The sequence below is a fragment of the Paenibacillus sp. CB74 genome (genome assembly GCF_055687625.1).
This window is the reverse complement of record NZ_CM146009.1, coordinates 1,702,404-1,720,187: the sequence shown is the minus strand read 5'-3', so window position 1 is coordinate 1,720,187 and position 17,784 is coordinate 1,702,404. Positions and strand designations below refer to the sequence as shown.

Here is a 17,784-nt window from a genome sequence, read left to right as displayed (position 1 = left end):
TACAAGAGGTGATCCCATGAAAATAGTACGGAAGAAGACGAATCCGGCCGGAATAAATGAAGAAACGGACCCGATTGCGTCTTCACGTATTCCCATAATCATCTGGCTTTGGCTTGTTGCCATGGCTACTATGATCCTGCAAACGATGTCAGCCCCTATATTAGTACCCAGTATTATCTTTGTAGCTGCAATGTTAATTCATACCATGGTGTACTGGGAAGTAAACAAACTTATACAACGATCCAAATTACTCTACATACTTCTTCAATCAGGGTTGATTTACGGAAGTGCCATGTTAATGCCAGACGGTATGCCTGCTGTATTGATTGGTTTAATTCCCGTATTGATTGGACAGACCCTTGCCATATACTATGAGACGGCAAAAATTGTGTTAGTTGCGTTCGTATTATATTTGTTATTCTGCACGGTAACCCTGTTTACACGTTCGGGTACAGATGTTGCCTTGTTAATTCTATTACTGTTAATGATGATCGTTGTTGTGGTATCCTACGCGGTGCTTTTCTATCGTCAGGTTAATGCTCGTGTTAGAACATTAACATTTCTGCATGAGCTGGAGAAGGCTCATCAAAAAGTAGAGGAATTGACGCTAACAAGCGAGCGACAACGTATGGCAAGAGATCTGCATGATACATTGGCTCAAGGACTCGCCGGTATTATAATGCAGCTGGAGGCCGTCGACGAGCACATGAATCGAGGGAGTTTTCCGCGCGCCCACGAGATTATCCGCAGTTCAATGGGCCAAGCACGCCAAACATTGGCTGATGCACGCAAAGCCATTGATGACCTTCGAACCAAGGCCACACCGGCTATTACCTTTGGAGAAGCAATACAGGAACAGACGCTACGTTTCCAACAGGCGACCGGAATTGAAGTCGTTTTGGAAGGGAATGCTCCGAGTTTCATATCCAAAGTAGGCATGGAGCACGTATTGCACATTTTAAGTGAATCGCTAATGAACATAGCCAGACATGCTCAGGCAACGAGCGTAATCATTCACATGGCTATGGAGAAAGAAGATTTCCATCTTATTATACGAGATAACGGAAGGGGCTTTAGCGTAGACCGAATCGGAAAACAATCCGGGCACTATGGCTTGATCGGGATGAATGAACGGGCCAGGTTGATCGGTGGCAACATTGAGATTGAAAGCGGAAAACAAGGAACGACTATTTTGTTTCGTGTTCCACTTGAAAAAGGAGAAGTCTGAATGAAATATAACATACTCATCGTAGATGATCATTGGGTGGTACGTGAAGGACTTAAACTAATATTGGAGACCAGTGAAAACTATCTGATTGTCGGAGAGGCTGAGGAAGGAGAAGAAGCTATCCGAATTATGTTAGACAAAAAACTTGATGTCATTCTCCTGGACTTAAATATGCCGGGGGGACTAAGTGGCTTGGATACCTTGAAACGTATGAACGAGCAACACATTCGTATACCTGTGATTATTCTAACGACTTACAACGAAGATGACTTGATGATCGAAGGACTTTCTCTTGGAGCCAAAGGGTACTTGCTCAAGGATACGAGCCGAGAACAATTATTTCGAACGTTGGATTCTGCCATTCGTGGAGAAACACTACTTCAACCTGAAATAACGTCAAGAGTCTTTGCGTTTCATACGAAGTCTGCTCAAGAACCCCAAACACAGCCACAACTATTAATTGACAAGGAGTCAACTCTGATTAGTGAGAGAGAGTTACTCGTTTTACAAGCCGTGGCTCGTGGTTTACGCAGCAGAGATATTGCTTTTGATATGGGTATTGCCGAGAGAACAGTAAAAGCATATCTCACCAACATTTACAACAAACTTGGAGTGAATTCGCGATCAGAAGCTGTTGCAGTAGCTGTCGAGAAGGGGATCTTACACTTGTAAACCTATAACTGTAAGGCACCCTTTCGTAATCAAAGATAAAAAATAGTATGCCCGTTATGACATATCCCTTCTATGCCCCATCGTACATGAAAGGCTTGCCCTTTCGTACGATTTTTTTTTGGTTTTATTTCGTTAACATGAGGATACAGAGCATTTCCTTAGATAGCTCTTGGATTTTTGTGGAAGTGAAAGGGGAAGAAATAAGTTATGGCAAAATGGTTGTATCGTCTCGGGGTTTGGTCAACGAGAAAACGGAAAATGGTCATTACGATGGGACTAACACTTCTTATTGTGCTTGCATCTTTAGGACTTGGTATGGGTACTTCGTTTACGGGTGAAATGACTATACCAGGGACGAAGTCGGATCAGGCCGCGAAAGTACTAAACTCAGAGTTTCCATCATCAGATGACGGTGGTCAGATCAGGCTCATTTTCAAAGCGAAAAATGATTCATTGACTTCCGAGGCAAATAAAAATTACATTCGGCAAGCCCTGAAAGATGTAAAGACGGATTTATCAGTCAAATCTGTAGCTAGCCCATTTGAGTCAATGACTCTAAGTGCGGATAAAAAGATTGGTTATGCGGACATTACGTATTCTAAACCTGCCAGTGAAGTGGATGAGCACTCGAAAGAGCATGTGTTGAACATTGCAGAGTGGCTCGGTAAGGAAGGGATTCAAACAGAGATAGGAGGCAGTGTTGCCTTTTCTGAAATAGAAGTTGGGGGCATATCCGAAGTCATTGGTATCCTGATTGCCTTCATGATTCTAGCATTTACGTTTACTTCGTTTCTAGCAGCAGGACTACCCATACTTACAGCGGTCATAGGACTCGGAATTGGTCTAATGACTGTCATTATTGGTTCTAATTTCGTATCGATGTCATCATTCTCCATTACGTTAGCAGTCATGCTTGCTTTAGCAGTCGGTATTGATTATGCACTATTTATCATGTCACGGTACCGTCAGCAGTTGGCAGAAGGATATGACAGAGAAACAGCGATCGCTCAGGCTAACGCAACAGCAGGAGGCTCGGTTGTATTTGCAGGACTGACTGTAATTATCGCGCTAGTGGGGTTATCCGTCGTACAAATTCCCTTCATTACGATGATGGGACTTGCGGCTGCTATTAGCGTATTTGTAGCTGTCCTCATTGCGATCATTCTCGTACCTGCCATATTGGCTGGAGCAGGAGACCGCATCAGTCCGTCCCGCGAAAATCGTTGGCTGAGAAAATGGTCCGGGAGCAAAAAAGAGAAAACAAGCGAAAACGCATGGAGTCGAGTTGTCACAAGAAAGCCTTGGCTTACTACCATTCTATGTATTGCAATCTTAACGATGTGTACCTTGCCTTTTCTGCATATGCAACTTGGCTTGCCCGATAATGGCCTGAAATCGACTGAAACGACTGAGCGTCGTGGATATGATCTCATGGCTGAGGGATTCGGTGAAGGGTTCAATGGCCCACTCGTGATTGTCGCCAAAGCTAATCATAGTGACGATCCTCAAGCAGCAATCGCTCAAGCGACGGCTTACATCAACGATCTGCCGAATGTCTCTAGTGCAACACCCGCAATACCGAGTCCATCGGGAAATGCAGCCATCATTACAGTATTACCTGAGACAGGCCCGCACGATATTCGAACGACTGAACTGGTGGAGACTATACGTGAAAAAGCCGATCAACAAAACAATAAACAGGTCGAGATTATGGTTACAGGAGGGACTGCGGTTAACATTGATATTTCGGAGAAATTGCAACAGGCATTACCTAAGTTCGCTTTATTGATTGTGGGTCTGGCCTTTGTACTACTCATGCTCGTGTTCCGATCTTTGCTTGTACCGATTAAGGCTGTACTTGGTTTTCTGTTTACACTAGGTTCAACACTCGGCTTTATTATTTGGGTCATTCAGGATGGTTATCTGGCCAGTATGTTCGGTATCCCTGAGCCTGGACCGGTGCTTAGTTTCCTTCCCATTCTAGTCACTGGAATTCTGTTTGGTCTTGCCATGGACTACGAGGTGTTCCTCGTCAGCCGAATGCGTGAAGACTTCACTAAGACCGGAGATGCACGACAATCGGTAAAAAGCGGGATAAAGCATAGTGGACCTGTCGTTACTGCTGCAGGTTTGATTATGATCGCGGTGTTCGCCAGCTTTATTTTTGCCGAAGATACCATTATCAAATCCATGGGATTAGCTCTGGCATTCGGCATACTTGTCGATGCTTTCATCGTGCGTATGACACTTGTGCCAGCTATAATGACCCTTCTTGGAAAAAGCGCGTGGTATATCCCCGCATGGCTTGATCGCTTGTTGCCTAACATCGATGTAGAAGGCGAATCGGTTATGCGAGAAAACCATAAAGATACCAGTGGTTTTGATCAACCTATTATTGGGAAGAACTCACCTGTAAAAAGGTAGAGGATGAGGGGGCTGCACAAACTGCAGCGCCTTCTCCGTCGGATTTCATGAATCTGTCTGCAACGTTCATACGAATTGAAATCAAGGTTTCAAAGACTCTAGAAAAAGAGATTTCAGTAAGTTGAATTGCTCGGATGGGTCTACACGAGTGTTGAATGCATCGATACCTTCCAGCATGGACATTTTCTTGGAAAATGTTCCGAATACATTCATCATCGTAAGTAGGTTGTTGACGGAATTTGAACTGGTGCGGACAGAACGATCCTGTTCTCCCAACGCTGCCAATTCGGTAAATAATCCAATGATTTTGTTATATTCCGTTTGATATAATTCCATATGCTCTACAGGCTCTTTGGAAAGCGCCACGTAACATTCAAAGGCTTCAATCAACTTGGAGTTTTGTTGATGCTCTGTTTGCTGAAAGAAGATCAGGGCATCGAATATTTCGTTTAATTTCTCGTAACAGGTTCCTTCTCCATGCACAATCTTTTCAAAGATAATCACTTCGGATTGAACAATATGTGAAGCAACGGCAACAATCAAATGTTCTTTCTTGGGAAAATAGCGGAATACAGTAGCTACGCCAAGGCTCGCAGCCTTGGCAATTTCCTGCATGGTGGCCTTTTCGAATCCTTGCTGTGTGAAAATAGAAATGGCAGCTTCAATGATGCTTAAACGACGTTTTTCTCGCAGCTCGCTACGCTCATTCTCTTGGCGTTCTCGGGGTTGAATAGGGATAACCTCCTGTCTCTGTAACTCAGGTTATGCTAACAATTGCAATTCTATTTGTCAACGAAGTAAGGTATGCAACGGTTATATACTCAAATAACCCTAATCAGATCACTAGCCAAGATTAGCTATAGAGGGAGGCTTCATTATAAATGAACAAACTAAAATGGTTATTGCAACATACGAGAACAAGAACAAAGATCATGTTGAATTACCCGTAGTTCTTGAAGCTGGAGGAAATATCACCGATGCGATTTCTAAGTAATAACGATCGGAAGACATTCTGATGCAGCATAGTTTATGACGCACTACATAGCAGATGATAACATTTTGTTATCATTATTCGATTTTTGTTATATGTAAGCGATGACAAAAGAAATATAATCCATTTATCTGGATGTTTGTTAAATCATCTAGAAATTGGATAATCAATGAAAAGGAGGATCACATGAAACAATTACGTCAATGGAATATTGGTTTTTTAGTTTTACTGCTCGTTTTAACCACCCTTCCATTTTCAAATGTTTCACACGCAGCCAATGAAGTCACAGGTACAGAAGCAGGACAGTTCAGCACCAATTTTGAAGATGGTACACTTCAGGGATGGACTGCACGGATTGGTACGGAAAACCTCACAGTAACAGAAAAGGAAGCACATGAAGGGAAGTCAAGCATGTTGGTTACCAATCGTGAACGCTCCTATCATGGACCCATGTTCTCGATGAAAGAGCTGCTTCAGCGTAATCAATTATATGTAATTACAGCATATGTCAAGCTGACACAAGAGCCAGCTACCGATCAAACGTTGCAGCTCACCGCGTATAAAAAAACGAATGCCGAAAGTTGGAATTCGATCGGCAGCGTGGAGATCGCTAAAGCGCAATGGAATACTTGGCATAAGGTCACTGGAACATTCCAGTACAGCGATGACCCTGCTGAGCTGAAACTATTCATTGAAACGCCTTACATCTCTGAGGATAGCGTAGATACGTTATCGTTCTATGTGGATGATGTATCCTTTGTTCCATCCGAGCAACCGAAGATTGAAGAAGATATTTTATCTCTGAAAGATTTGTATAAAGATGATTTTCCCATTGGTGCAGCGGCATATCGCTGGCAGCTGGATGGCGCATATGGACAACTGCTGTCGAAACACTTTAACAGCCTGACTGCAACCTATGAAATGAAACCGAGATACATGTCGCCCTCCGAAGGAGTATATGAATTCGAGGCTGCCGATCAATATGTGAAGTTCGCCGAGGAACATCATATGGGTGTACGCGGACATGCGCTGCTGTGGCATATTGATGCTGCAGAATGGATGCTGAAAGATGCTCAGGGCAAACCTGCAAGCCGGGAGTTATTACTTGCCCGGATTAAGGATTACGTTGAAACCGTCATGACCCGATATAAAGGGAAAATTGATGCCTGGGATGTGGTAAATGAGGCGATTGCCGATAGTAATGGTGATGCCAGTGGTTTACGTAAGAGCCCTTTTTATGAACTCATCGGACCGGATTATATTGAAAAAACCTATGAATTCGCTCGTGCAGCCGATCCGGACGCCAAACTATATTATAACGAATACTTCACAGAAGTCCCTGAGAAAAGAGAGCATATGGTTCAGTTGGTCAAACGACTGAAAGAAAAAGGACTGATCGATGGTGTGGGCTTGCAGTCCCACTATAATCTGGCTTCCCCGCCCGTAGAAGAAATTGAGAAAACCATCAACCTGTTCGCTGGACTTGGACTGGATATTCAGATCACGGAACTGGATGTAGATAGCGGAATCCCGTTTGGTGAAGAGATGCCCGTTGAAGTTGCTGTACAACAGGCTTATCGCTACAAGGAATTAATGGATCTGTATCAAAAACACAAAGATCAGATCTCTTCCGTAACCCTGTGGGGACTTCAGGATGAGAGGTCTTACAACAACCAGGCGATGTTGTTTGATTCAGAACTGAAAGCCAAAAAAGCTTACTGGGGACTTGTGGATGAGTCCAGCTTGCCTGTTTTGACACAGAGAGCCATCTCGCTTTCGGGTAAACCCGATAACAAAAAAACGCTTCATGACCCACTATGGAATAAAGCCGTGTCTACATCATTGAAGGGAGAGTCATCCGGTACAGCCAGCTTCCGTACCTTATGGGACCCCAAAAACCTCTATCTTCTGGTCGATGTACAAGATGCGAAAGTCGATGAGAATGACCGCGTAGACATCTTTGTTGATTTTAATAATGGCAAGACCTCCTCCTACGAAGGAGATGACCGACATATTGTAATTACACGTAAAGGCAAATATCAGGGTAAGGATGTACGTACTTCTCGTGTAAAAGAAACGAAAGGCGGGTATCAGGTAGAATTGTCCATTCCTTGGAGTCATGTAAAGGTGAATTCCGGCTCCGAAATCGGCTTCGATATCCGTGTGACGGACGGCAGTGCAGGTGTAGAGCAACCGAATCAAGCACTGTATTGGAACGACCGCACACAATCTCAGGACACAGATACCAGCAAATACGGCGTGATTCAACTTGACCCTATGCCAAAATCAGTAGAAGCTGTGCAAGCTCAAGTTCAGATTGACGGGCATAAAGAGGCGGTGTGGAATAAGGCCGTTCCTTTTGAAATAAAACGGTTGAATAAAGAGCCAGGCGCTGAGGCTGTGGCTCGTGCGCTGTGGTCAGATGAGTATCTGTATCTGCTGATCGACGTTACAGACCCAAACATTATCACGGATAGTATTAATCCATGGGATCAGGATTCGGTTGAGATTTTCCTGGACGAAAATCACCAGCGCACACCGTATTTCCAATATGATGACGCCCAATTCAGAGTCAGCGCAGACAACGTGGGGACCTTCGCAGGCAGCGCCTCGCCTGGACGGTTCACAAGTGCGGTGAAGAAAACCAAAAAAGGCTATCTGGTCGAAGCCAGAATCAAGTTGCAGTCCCTGACACCCAAAGCAGGAGATGTGATCGGTTTCGAGCTTCAAATTAATGATAACCAGGGGGAGGGCAAGCAAAACGTAGCGAAGTGGAATGATACAACGAATGAAAGCTGGAGAAATACGTCCCAGTATGGCATTCTCTCTTTTGCAGGAAAAGACAAACATTAAATCTTCGTTAGGTATCACTGTATAGTCAGAACCCTCGTACTTGTGGAGAGAACGATCCATAGGTATGAGGGTTCTTTTCGTGCAAACGACAAGTCATATTAACAATTTGTTATCGAAGCTATGGTTTTATCATGTTGACTTGGAGGAAGCCAATCTATACTTAAACCTACAGAGATCATACAGAACCTTGGCTGATGTCTCTGAAACCAATAGAGAAAGAGGGGGAGCACACGAATGAGTAATGCAAAAGCCAATACACCGTCCCAAGCCGATGTGATTCGTCCGAGTCCCCGGCGTACCAAACGCAATAAAGGCTCCAGGCGAACGCTGGCACTGGATCTGATGTTATTGCCAGCAGTTATCCTGACGTTCATATTTGCGTACATACCGATGGGTGGATTGGTCATTGCTTTTCAGGATTACAAGCCCTGGCTCGGGTTTGCCAAGTCTTCCTGGATTGGACTTGAGCATTTCCAATTCCTGTTCAGTATGCCGGAGAATGTGCAGGTGATCTGGAACACCCTGATTATTGCGGGGTTGAAACTGATTGGAGGTCTGATTGCACCGCTGATCTTTGCCTTGCTCCTTAACGAAGTACGAAAGGAAACCTTCAAGAAGAGTATACAAACGTTCGTTTATCTGCCGCACTTTCTGTCATGGGTCATTCTAGGCGGAATTTTGCTGGACATGCTTGCAACGAAAGGCATGATCAATCAGTTTCTCGGGGCCGTGTTTGGTATTGAACCGATCTTTTTCCTTGGGGATGGCACTTGGTTTAGAATCGTCGTTGTTACAAGTGATATCTGGAAGGAATTTGGGTTCGGTGCCATTATCTTTCTTGCCTCGCTGGCAGGCATTAATCCAGCACTGTACGAGGCAGCTGAGGTGGACGGAGCAAGTCGCTGGCAGCAAACCTGGTCCATTACGATTCCGGCTCTCATTCCCATCATGATCGTGGTAGGAACGTTGTCCCTCGGGAATATCCTGAACGGAGGATTCGATCAGATTTTCAATCTGTATAACCCGCTCGTTTACGATAAGGGTGATATCATCGACACCTTTGTATATCGGGTAGGTCTCATCGATGGCAAGTTTGGATTCTCGGCTGCAGTCGGACTTTTCAAATCGGTGGTTGGATTCGTGTTGATCGTGATTGCATACCGTGCAGCGTATAAATTTGCGAACTACCGTATTTTCTAGAAAGGAGACCTCACCTCATGTATTACAAAACGAAGCCTTACAAAGTATTCACTGTGTTTAACTATACGTTCTTAATTTTATTATCACTACTCTGTATAGTCCCGTTGATTCACATTCTCGCGGTCTCCTTCAGCGGTAAAGCAGCTGCCAATGCGAATCTGGTTGGACTCTTTCCGGTAGAATTTACGCTAGATGCTTATGAGAAAACATTGGCCAATGAGAACTTCCTTCGTTCCCTATGGATTGCTGTACAGCGAACTGTGCTGGGTACAATCCTGAGTATGGTTATTGTCACGTTAGCGGCCTACCCTTTATCTCGGGAGAATCGCAGCTTCAAGCGGCGTAACATCTACACCTGGTATTTTGTATTTACGATGTTGTTCAGCGGAGGATTAATTCCATTCTACATTCTTATCCAGAAACTCAATTTACTCAACACGATGTGGGTGCTTATTCTTCCCGGAGCGGTATCTGTCTGGAACATGATTCTTTTATTGAATTTCTTCCGCAACGTTCCCAAAGAGCTGGAGGAGGCTGCCTTCATCGATGGTGCGGGTTACTTTCGAACATTGATCTCTGTCTTTTTGCCCGTGTCGATGCCAGCCATCGCTACACTCTCCTTGTTCTCCATGGTAGGGCACTGGAATGCCTGGTTCGATGGGTTGATTTTCCTGACGGATCACGAAAAGTATCCATTAGCCACCTTCCTCCAGACGATCATCGTACAGCAGGACTTCAGTAAAGTTTCCGTGCGGCCCGAAGACCTGGAGAACATCTCACAACGGACGATCAAGGCCGCTCAGATATTCATTGGCATGGCACCGATTTTGGTTGTATACCCCTTACTGCAACGCTTTTTTGTTAAAGGGATTGTTCTTGGTGCTGTTAAAGAGTAAGACGGATTCAGATCTAACCAATTTAGAATGATATGGGGGAGACAACATGTTTAAAACATGGCAAAAACCGCTTCGCATATTGATGGCTGCTACAATGTTATCTGGTGTGCTCGCAGCGTGCAGCAATGCATCGACATCAGAGAACAAGCCTAGCGACAGTAATGAATTTTATTCCGCTCCGTTTGAAAATGGTAAATATGTTGAGCCGGTTACCATCTCGACTGTATTTCCGATCACCAGCAGCTTGAAGTTCAAAAATGGGGAAAATATTGAAAATAACGTTCATACGAAGTGGGCTCACGATACACTGGGGATCGATATTAAATACTTATGGACGGTGAGTGAACAGAATAATGCGTACCAGACCAAACTTCGTCTCATGTTAACCTCGGGACAGAAAATGCCGGATATTATCTCTTTCCGTGGTGACTCCACGCTAATCAGTGATTTGATCGAATCGGGTCAATTCACGGATGCGGGGGAATTATTTGATAAATATGCCTCCGATGTTTACAAAAAAGCGATGGCGGAAGATCCAAACGTATGGAATCCGTATGTCCGTGATGGTAAACGAATGGCTATTCCCATTCTGGAGAACGCTTACAATAATGATCCCGTCATGTACATTCGCGAAGATTGGCTCAAGAAGTTAAACCTGAAAGCACCGACCACCTTAGCCGAGTTGGAGACGGTCATGGATGCCTTCGTCAATCAAGATCCGGATGGCAACGGCAAGAAGGATACCATTGCTTTGTCTGTAGGTTTCAAGAATGACTTGAACACCTGGATGTCGGAATCCGGCTGGATTTTTGGCATGTTTGGAGCGATGCCTAATCAGTGGAACAAAGCCGCAGACGGTTCACTTGCCTACGGCTCCATCCAGCCTGAGATGAAACCCGCACTGACGAAAATGAAAGAATGGATGGAAAAAGGATACATTGATAAGGAAGCGGGGCTTTATGATGAGCCCAAAGCAACGGAGGCGTTTACTGCAGGCAAGTCCGGTATAATCGTTGGCCCTTACTGGATGACAGGCTGGCCGCTCCCGGATCTGCAAAAAAACGTGCCTGATGCCGAGTATAAAGCATATCCACTTCCGGCCGGCCCTGACGGGAAGAGGGGACGACATGGAACGCCAATAAGTACAGGAGCCGTTCTCATTAATAAGGATATGGAACATAAAGATGCATTCTTTGTATATCAGAACTATTTGTTTGATCACTGGGCTAATCCGGACAGCACAACGTTCGTGCACGGATTTGCTAAAGGTTATGATTATGACATCGCTCCAGACGGAACCGTTTATAAAGAACTGCAAAGCGATAAAATTCCTGGTGGCTGGATTGATGCGATCCGTTATACGTTGACGTTTGACGGCGCGATTATCCCTAACCTGATGATGAATACCCTGGCAGAGCTTGCAGGTGGGAAAGAACCAACCACTCAGTATGAGAAAAACCTGGCAGACCGCATCCCTGAACAGATTAAGGCCGCCAAGATTGTCATCGACCAGAAGGATATCATCATGCCTGAAATGTTCACGGGTGTTCCCACGAAAACACAAGTTTCCCGAGGCGATATGCTGAGCAAGCTGGAAAAGGAAGTGTTGAATAAAATCATTTATGGCCAAGCACCTGTTGAGGATTTTGATGCATTCGTGCAACAGTACATGTCTTCTGGCGGTAAACAGATCACGGAAGAAGTAAACGCATGGTATGACACGATAAAATAAAAAACGAACCGCACTACATGTATAAGGAGTTTTATTTACCTGTATACATGTAGTGCGGTTTTTTACTTTGTTTTACGCTAACTTTCTTCATGATAATCTGCTTTATTGCTCCCGGTAATCCTGGGGCGTCATACCGAATTTATCGCGAAACACCTTGATGAAGTATTGGGAGTTGGCGTAGCCCAGTTTATCGGAAATCTCATATACCTTATCCTGCGAGTGGTTAAGCAGGTAGAGAGCAAGATCCATTTTGACACTTAAAATGTACTCACTCAAGCTGATGCCTTGAAATTGTTTAAACAGCTTGGAGACGTAAACCGGATGCAAACATACATGATCTGCGATCGATTGAAGGCTAAGGGAGTGCAGATTGGCGGAAACAAACGTCTTGATCTGATGAATGACGTCATGTTGCTCACCTAAAGACTGTTCTTCCAGCTTCATGCGCAGTCGATCAAGCATGTTCTCGGCCCAATCTGTAAGCTGGGATACGGACCGAAAAGGCACACGTGGAACCCATTCGTTTCCGGCCAGATCGGATAACAGCGCTTGATTTTTGTGGGCAATGTAATGAAAGGCTGACAACAATATAATCTGAATCTCGTCCAGATGTTCTTCGGTTTGTTCAGGCAGCATGCCATAACCTGCCTCAATTCGGTGCAGACGTTCTTTGAATACTTCCCATTGTCCTGTTTCAAGCAAATGATTGAAGGTTGGTGGTTCATATAAAATATGCAAGGAACGAATGGATACGGGACGATAGCTTTCCTGAAGGGAAAGGAAGTACCCTGTACCGTTACCTACCTGCTTTTTGAGAGCGGACAGGGCTTGCTCATACATGTCACGGATATCATGCTGGAGTTTACCCTTTTGGCTCAGGATAACGGAAATGCCACCTTTCAGATATTCATTGACGTTATGATGCAGCTGTAGGGAAATATGCGTGAGACCCTGATTCTGATCCTCAATCTGATCCTGTGCCGGCAATTGCTTACAGTGACTTACCTTCAACAAGAAAACCAGATAATCATAACGATCCCTGCAATGCCAGGTATGAAAAGCTGTATTAAATAACTCACATGCAATGTTGGTCACAGCGTATTCAAACAGTTGCAGGCTGCTCGTCGTATGCCTGGTGAAATGTTCTTCTAGCCGTACCAGAACGAGTTGAACTTCATCTTCGGCATGGAAGGGCAGATGATAGTGTGCCAACTTGTCGTTCAAAGCATCTTCTGCATAACGATTACCTTCAATCAACTGATTCAGCAGCCTGTCCTTCAACGAAGGCAGATGCTCGCGAAACGAGTTCATCGCCTGTTCATAGGACAAGGCTCTGCGAATGTGCTCCTCAATGGAAAGTACCGTCTTTTCCAGACATGCCGCCAGTTTTTCGACATCTAGCGGTTTTAGCAAATACTCAACAACCCCATGTTTGGTCGCTTCTTTCGCATACTCGAACTCGGCATAACCGGTAAGCAAAATACAGGGCAGGTTGGGTCTAGCCGCCTTGATCTGCCGAATCAGCTCTAGTCCGTTCATCACCGGCATTGAAATATCCGTAATCACGATATCTACGGTCTGTTCATCCAGAATGGATAAGGCCTGCATTCCGGAATATGCTTTGTGAATACGCTCAATCCGATATTCATCCCATGGAAATGAGATCTCAAGATCGTCAATCACATAGGATTCATCGTCAACCAACAGAATCTGATGCATCTGCAATATCCTCCTTATGTATCGTAATCATGCACAGGGTACCTTCATATAGGCCAGATTGAACGGACAAGCCCGACCGTTTGCCATATGTGAGTCTGATTCGCTGATTGACATTTCGAACTCCAGTTCCGATCTGTTCCTCCGGGCGGGTTAGTTCATCCATGTGTTTGCAGATCAGCGACAGTCGCTCTTCGGGCATGCCCACACCATTATCTGCAACGATGATACGGATGACCTCTTGGTCCTGCTCCGCGCGAATCGTAATTTGCCCTGGACCCATGGAGGGTTCAATCCCATGTTTGACCCCATTTTCAACAAGTGGCTGCAAAATCATACGAGGGATACGTACCGAGAGAAGCTCTTTGGGTACATCGATATCAAAAGTAATCGTTTTTTTTCGCATATGAATAATCGACATGTAATGATTCACAAAACGTAGCTCTTCACCTAGCGTGGAATCCATATCTTCAATACGATGAATATAACGGCAGTAGGAAGCCAGTTCCAAGGTCATGGCTGTGACTGATTCATAATCCTTTACACTCGATTTGCTCTGAATATAGTTGAGACAGTTGTATAGGAAATGGGGATTAATCTGAGCCTGATACTGCTTGAGTCTGGCCTCTTTGACAGAAAGCTCGCCAAGAAGGACTTGTTCAATTAATGTCTGCGTATTCTCAGCCATTCGATTGAACGATCGACCCAGGATTTTGAATTCCAGAATCTGAGTTTCGTCGACCCGGCTGGAGAAATCTCCACGGTCAAACCGGTCGATCGCTTTACGCAACCGAATAATGGGTTGTTGAATCTGATTACGCAGAGCCATGATGTACAAAAGCGAGAGAAGCAGCAGGGCCACAAGTGCCAGCACAAACAACGTATTGTTACGTGAAATGGATTGCTGAAGCTGATTGGTTGGATGATAGTCGATAAAGTATAAATCCAGAATACGTGCTTTCATATACGTGATGAAGTAATTCCTGTCCTGAAAGGCAATTTCAAAGAAACCACTGTCATTTCTGAGCTGTGGAACAACCTGAGCATCCGCCTGGGCAAGTTGAAGGGAGCCTGAACCGCGAATGGCTGTTTGAAAATGGGAATCATACAGCATTGGTGTTCCGGATGTATAATCAGACATCATTTTCTGCAAGACGTCTAATGAGATCCTGATCTCGATATACATCGGCCCTCGATGTCCCTTGGTGAGATGTGAATAATAACCTGTGCCATCCTTGTTCATATGTAATATCCATTGATCGAGCGGGTCTTGAGACATGGAGAATGATCGAAACGAGAACTGTGGATCAGAAGATACCGTGTCCTTATGATCCGGATAATACAAAATAATGGTATTGTTCCATGAGGTGGAAGCACTGTTTAAAGCCAGCTTCTCAATGAGCTCCAGCTTGGCCTTGTATTTAGCAAAATCATTTCCGTAATGAAGAACATATGTATAACCTCTGACGGATTGATCCTCTGATAATGTTAGCGCATTCATTAATACCTGTTCAAATTGATTTGATAGCTGGGAGGACATGAATCGCACTTCGCCCAATTTATTCTTTTCTAACTCTCGTTGAATATCTTCCACATTTAATCGATAGATCCACCAGAAGATCAGTACAATCAGCATAAACATCAGTACTAGACCGAGTGCCAGCTTTCGAAAAATAGAGCCGTTCTCTGTGGCATACTTTTCCTTCAACATGTCATTTCCTCCTGTAGAAAAAGAACGATCATCTCCAGCTTTATTGTTGTTTGTTCAACCACTCCGATTGCAGCATTGCATATTGAAACTCATCTATCCAGAAACCTTTGGACATGTAATTTTCGAGCAGGTGTCCTTCACGTCTCATGCCCAATCGCTCTAACACTTGAATCGACTTGGTGTTCCTTACATCGGCAAAAGCGATCAGCTTATGTTTATTTAGAGCGCCAAATACATAGTCCATCAGGGCACAAAGTGCCTCATTCATGTATCCTTTGCCTTGAAATTCAGGTGCAAGAGTGAATCCGAGCTCGACAATCTGAGGTTCATCTGCACGTGTATGAATGGCACAATCGCCGATTAATTGATCCGACTCCGTTAGAGCAATGGCGTATTGGAACCAGGTCCCGGGCTGGTTAGGGGAATGTACTATTTGTTTGTTAATAAATGCTTCAGCTTCTTGGAGCGTATAATTTTCCCAGGATTGAAAACGGGAAACATCTGGATTAGCCCGGTAGTGATAGAACGAATGTACATCCTGCAAAATGAAATTGCGAATAACAAGGCGCTCAGTCACGCAATATACTTCGTTTGATTTCTTCATATCATAAACCTCACTTTTTCTGTGTAATGTTCTCTTGCAGGTGGTGGCGGCTTCATTTCTCTGGTTTTGATTCTAACATAAATCGCCGTAGCCTATTATTTTTACAGGCTTACGGCGATTGTCCAATCTAAACTGCTTTTGCTTCAAGGGTTGACGTTAGCACCTGTGATTCTCTTCGCAGGAATAATCCTATACCTAATGAAGCCAAACCAATAATCAGTATACAGGCTCCTAGCTCTACACTATAAAAAGTCAACTCACCGTGTCTAAAGGCCATTCCACGAATCATACGATTGAGCCAATTCATAGGCAAACCCCATGCTGTAACCTGAAAAAATGTTGGAAATGCAAGCGGCGTCAGTTGAATACCTGTTACCAGAAATGATGGATATAGGATCAAGCTCATTCTGGCACCAACCCTGGACACGTTTTGAACAGAATAACCGAGTAACATCGCGAGCAAACATAATGCCATCGAATACAGCAATAAAGGAATGATAAAGACATACGGTGCCGCTTCAAATCGCATATGTCCCACTTGTTTTAACATCCCATAACTGAGCAGGGAAGAGCAGGTGCTTAATATCACATAGGGCAAGACACGAATCCACAGCTGGAAGGGGGAACTCCCCTCAGATATAAGCTTACCCTCTTGCCGAAGACGGGGAGCGATCGCGCCAGCTGCACCCGTCGTGAGCATCAGTATAATGATATTTACAAATCCGATCACCATGGTACCAATATAACTTGAATTGGGATTATATAACATGCGCTGCGCTTGAGACAGCGGGGATACCAGAGCTTTTGCTGATTCGATGTCCATGCCGGTTTGAGCAAGACGTGATACAGCAAGCGTCATATTTTCGGTTGTTATTATTTCTTGAATTGCAGGCCGAATACCACTCAGGCTAGAAGGCATGGTGTTGTCCATCCATACCCCGATACTTGAGGGCAATCCCTGGTCTTTACGTTGCTCTATTCCTTCCGGCAAGAAAATGACTGCCACTGCCTTCTCGTTCGCCAGCAGCGTATCCGGAGAGAGGCGATTGGCAAACACATTTGTGACTTTCATATATTGAGAAGCATTGATTTCTTCAATAAGTTGCCTTGAATAGGAAGAGTGATCCTCATCCACAACGACAACCGGTGTTTCGCTCAACTGATTGCGGGAGAACATAAGCCCGAAAAATACAGCGGCAATTAGAGGGGCAGCAAAAATAATAATGATCCACTTACTCCCGCGTATGTGCTTCCATTCATCAGCCAGTGATTTCATCAAGCTGCACCTCCGCAGTCATTCCCGGAAGCAAATCTGTACTTGTTGGAATAGAGATCCGGATCAGAAACATACTTAGATCTGCTTGGCCTTTTTCCCGCGTCATTCGCAGATTGGCGAATTGAGGAGAGGGGGCGATCGACGTAACCACACCTTCCTTTACAAGAAGATTCTCCAGATATGGAAAACGAACGTTTACCTTTTGATCTGCCTGAAGCTGGTTAATCTGTGATTCTGGAATATACAGATCAACATAAAACCCTTCAGTGTTAGGTTCCGTATTCAATATTCCCTGCTTTTTACTTTCAGCCTGACTCACGGCGTCTGTCCCCTTCGCGATCAACAAACCGCCTGCCAAAATAATGATCAAAGTTATGATGATATATAATCTCCATTTAGTCTTCAAGATAATCTCTCCCTATCTAATTACTCTCTTTATGATATGAATTCGTTCACATACAACTTTCCAACCGTAATCAAA

13 protein-coding genes are annotated in these 17,784 nt (G+C 44.4%); 7 read left to right on the top strand and 6 right to left on the bottom strand.

Annotated elements, in window-relative coordinates:
- Nucleotides 1-16 precede the first annotated feature (16 nt).
- From ACX9NY_RS07775 to ACX9NY_RS07765, 3 genes are all read left to right on the top strand, one after another.
- On the top strand, nt 17-1,228 hold the full coding sequence (locus ACX9NY_RS07775) for a sensor histidine kinase (protein WP_342569988.1): 1,212 nt from the start codon (nt 17-19) through the stop codon (nt 1,226-1,228).
- Nucleotides 1,229-1,900 carry a response regulator transcription factor gene (locus ACX9NY_RS07770; RefSeq protein ID WP_342569990.1) on the top strand — a complete coding sequence of 224 codons (672 nt, stop codon included), beginning with the start codon at nt 1,229-1,231 and terminating at the stop codon, nt 1,898-1,900.
- Nucleotides 1,901-2,107: 207 nt separating this feature from the next.
- Entirely contained in the window at nt 2,108-4,324 is a 2,217-nt protein-coding gene (locus ACX9NY_RS07765; RefSeq protein ID WP_472477962.1) for an MMPL family transporter, read from the top strand.
- Nucleotides 4,325-4,405: 81 nt separating this feature from the next.
- Here the strand turns inward: ACX9NY_RS07765 and ACX9NY_RS07760 are convergent, their stop codons facing one another.
- Nucleotides 4,406-4,990 (bottom strand): TetR/AcrR family transcriptional regulator, encoded by a 585-nt coding sequence (locus ACX9NY_RS07760; protein WP_472479238.1) that lies wholly within the window; start codon nt 4,988-4,990, stop codon nt 4,406-4,408.
- 511 nt (nt 4,991-5,501) lie between these two features.
- On the opposite strand from ACX9NY_RS07760, the gene ACX9NY_RS07755 reads away from it, so the two are divergent.
- The 4 genes from ACX9NY_RS07755 (at nt 5,502) to ACX9NY_RS07740 (ending at nt 11,996) form a co-directional block, all read left to right on the top strand.
- On the top strand, nt 5,502-8,168 hold the full coding sequence (locus tag ACX9NY_RS07755; protein ID WP_472477960.1) for an endo-1,4-beta-xylanase: 2,667 nt from the start codon (nt 5,502-5,504) through the stop codon (nt 8,166-8,168).
- A 234-nt stretch (nt 8,169-8,402) separates the two neighbouring features.
- Nucleotides 8,403-9,368 carry an ABC transporter permease gene (locus ACX9NY_RS07750; protein ID WP_472477958.1) on the top strand — a complete coding sequence of 322 codons (966 nt, stop codon included), beginning with the start codon at nt 8,403-8,405 and terminating at the stop codon, nt 9,366-9,368.
- A 17-nt stretch (nt 9,369-9,385) separates the two neighbouring features.
- Nucleotides 9,386-10,264, top strand: coding sequence for a carbohydrate ABC transporter permease (locus ACX9NY_RS07745; RefSeq protein ID WP_472477956.1), 879 nt, complete (start codon nt 9,386-9,388; stop codon nt 10,262-10,264).
- A 46-nt stretch (nt 10,265-10,310) separates the two neighbouring features.
- The gene (locus ACX9NY_RS07740) at nt 10,311-11,996 is read left to right on the top strand and encodes an extracellular solute-binding protein (protein ID WP_472477954.1); all 1,686 of its coding nucleotides are present in this window, start codon (nt 10,311-10,313) and stop codon (nt 11,994-11,996) included.
- Between the two features lie 102 nt (nt 11,997-12,098).
- On the opposite strand, the gene ACX9NY_RS07735 is transcribed toward ACX9NY_RS07740, so the two are convergent.
- From ACX9NY_RS07735 to ACX9NY_RS07715, 5 genes are all read right to left on the bottom strand, one after another.
- Nucleotides 12,099-13,715: a response regulator gene (locus ACX9NY_RS07735; protein WP_342569996.1), complete on the bottom strand. Its 1,617-nt coding sequence runs from the start codon at nt 13,713-13,715 to the stop codon at nt 12,099-12,101.
- Entirely contained in the window at nt 13,693-15,423 is a 1,731-nt protein-coding gene (locus tag ACX9NY_RS07730; RefSeq protein ID WP_472477952.1) for a sensor histidine kinase, read from the bottom strand. The genes ACX9NY_RS07735 and ACX9NY_RS07730 overlap by 23 nt, the downstream gene beginning before the upstream one ends.
- Nucleotides 15,424-15,463: 40 nt before the next feature.
- A complete protein-coding gene (locus tag ACX9NY_RS07725; protein ID WP_342569998.1) occupies nt 15,464-16,027 on the bottom strand; it encodes a GNAT family N-acetyltransferase in 564 nt (187 codons plus the stop codon).
- Nucleotides 16,028-16,154: 127 nt separating this feature from the next.
- On the bottom strand, nt 16,155-17,303 hold the full coding sequence (locus ACX9NY_RS07720) for an ABC transporter permease (protein ID WP_342570000.1): 1,149 nt from the start codon (nt 17,301-17,303) through the stop codon (nt 16,155-16,157).
- Nucleotides 17,287-17,709, bottom strand: a complete 423-nt coding sequence (locus tag ACX9NY_RS07715) for an HlyD family secretion protein (protein WP_339255422.1) — start codon at nt 17,707-17,709, stop codon at nt 17,287-17,289. Before ACX9NY_RS07715 ends, ACX9NY_RS07720 begins: the two co-directional genes overlap by 17 nt.
- Nucleotides 17,710-17,784: the final 75 nt, after the last annotated feature.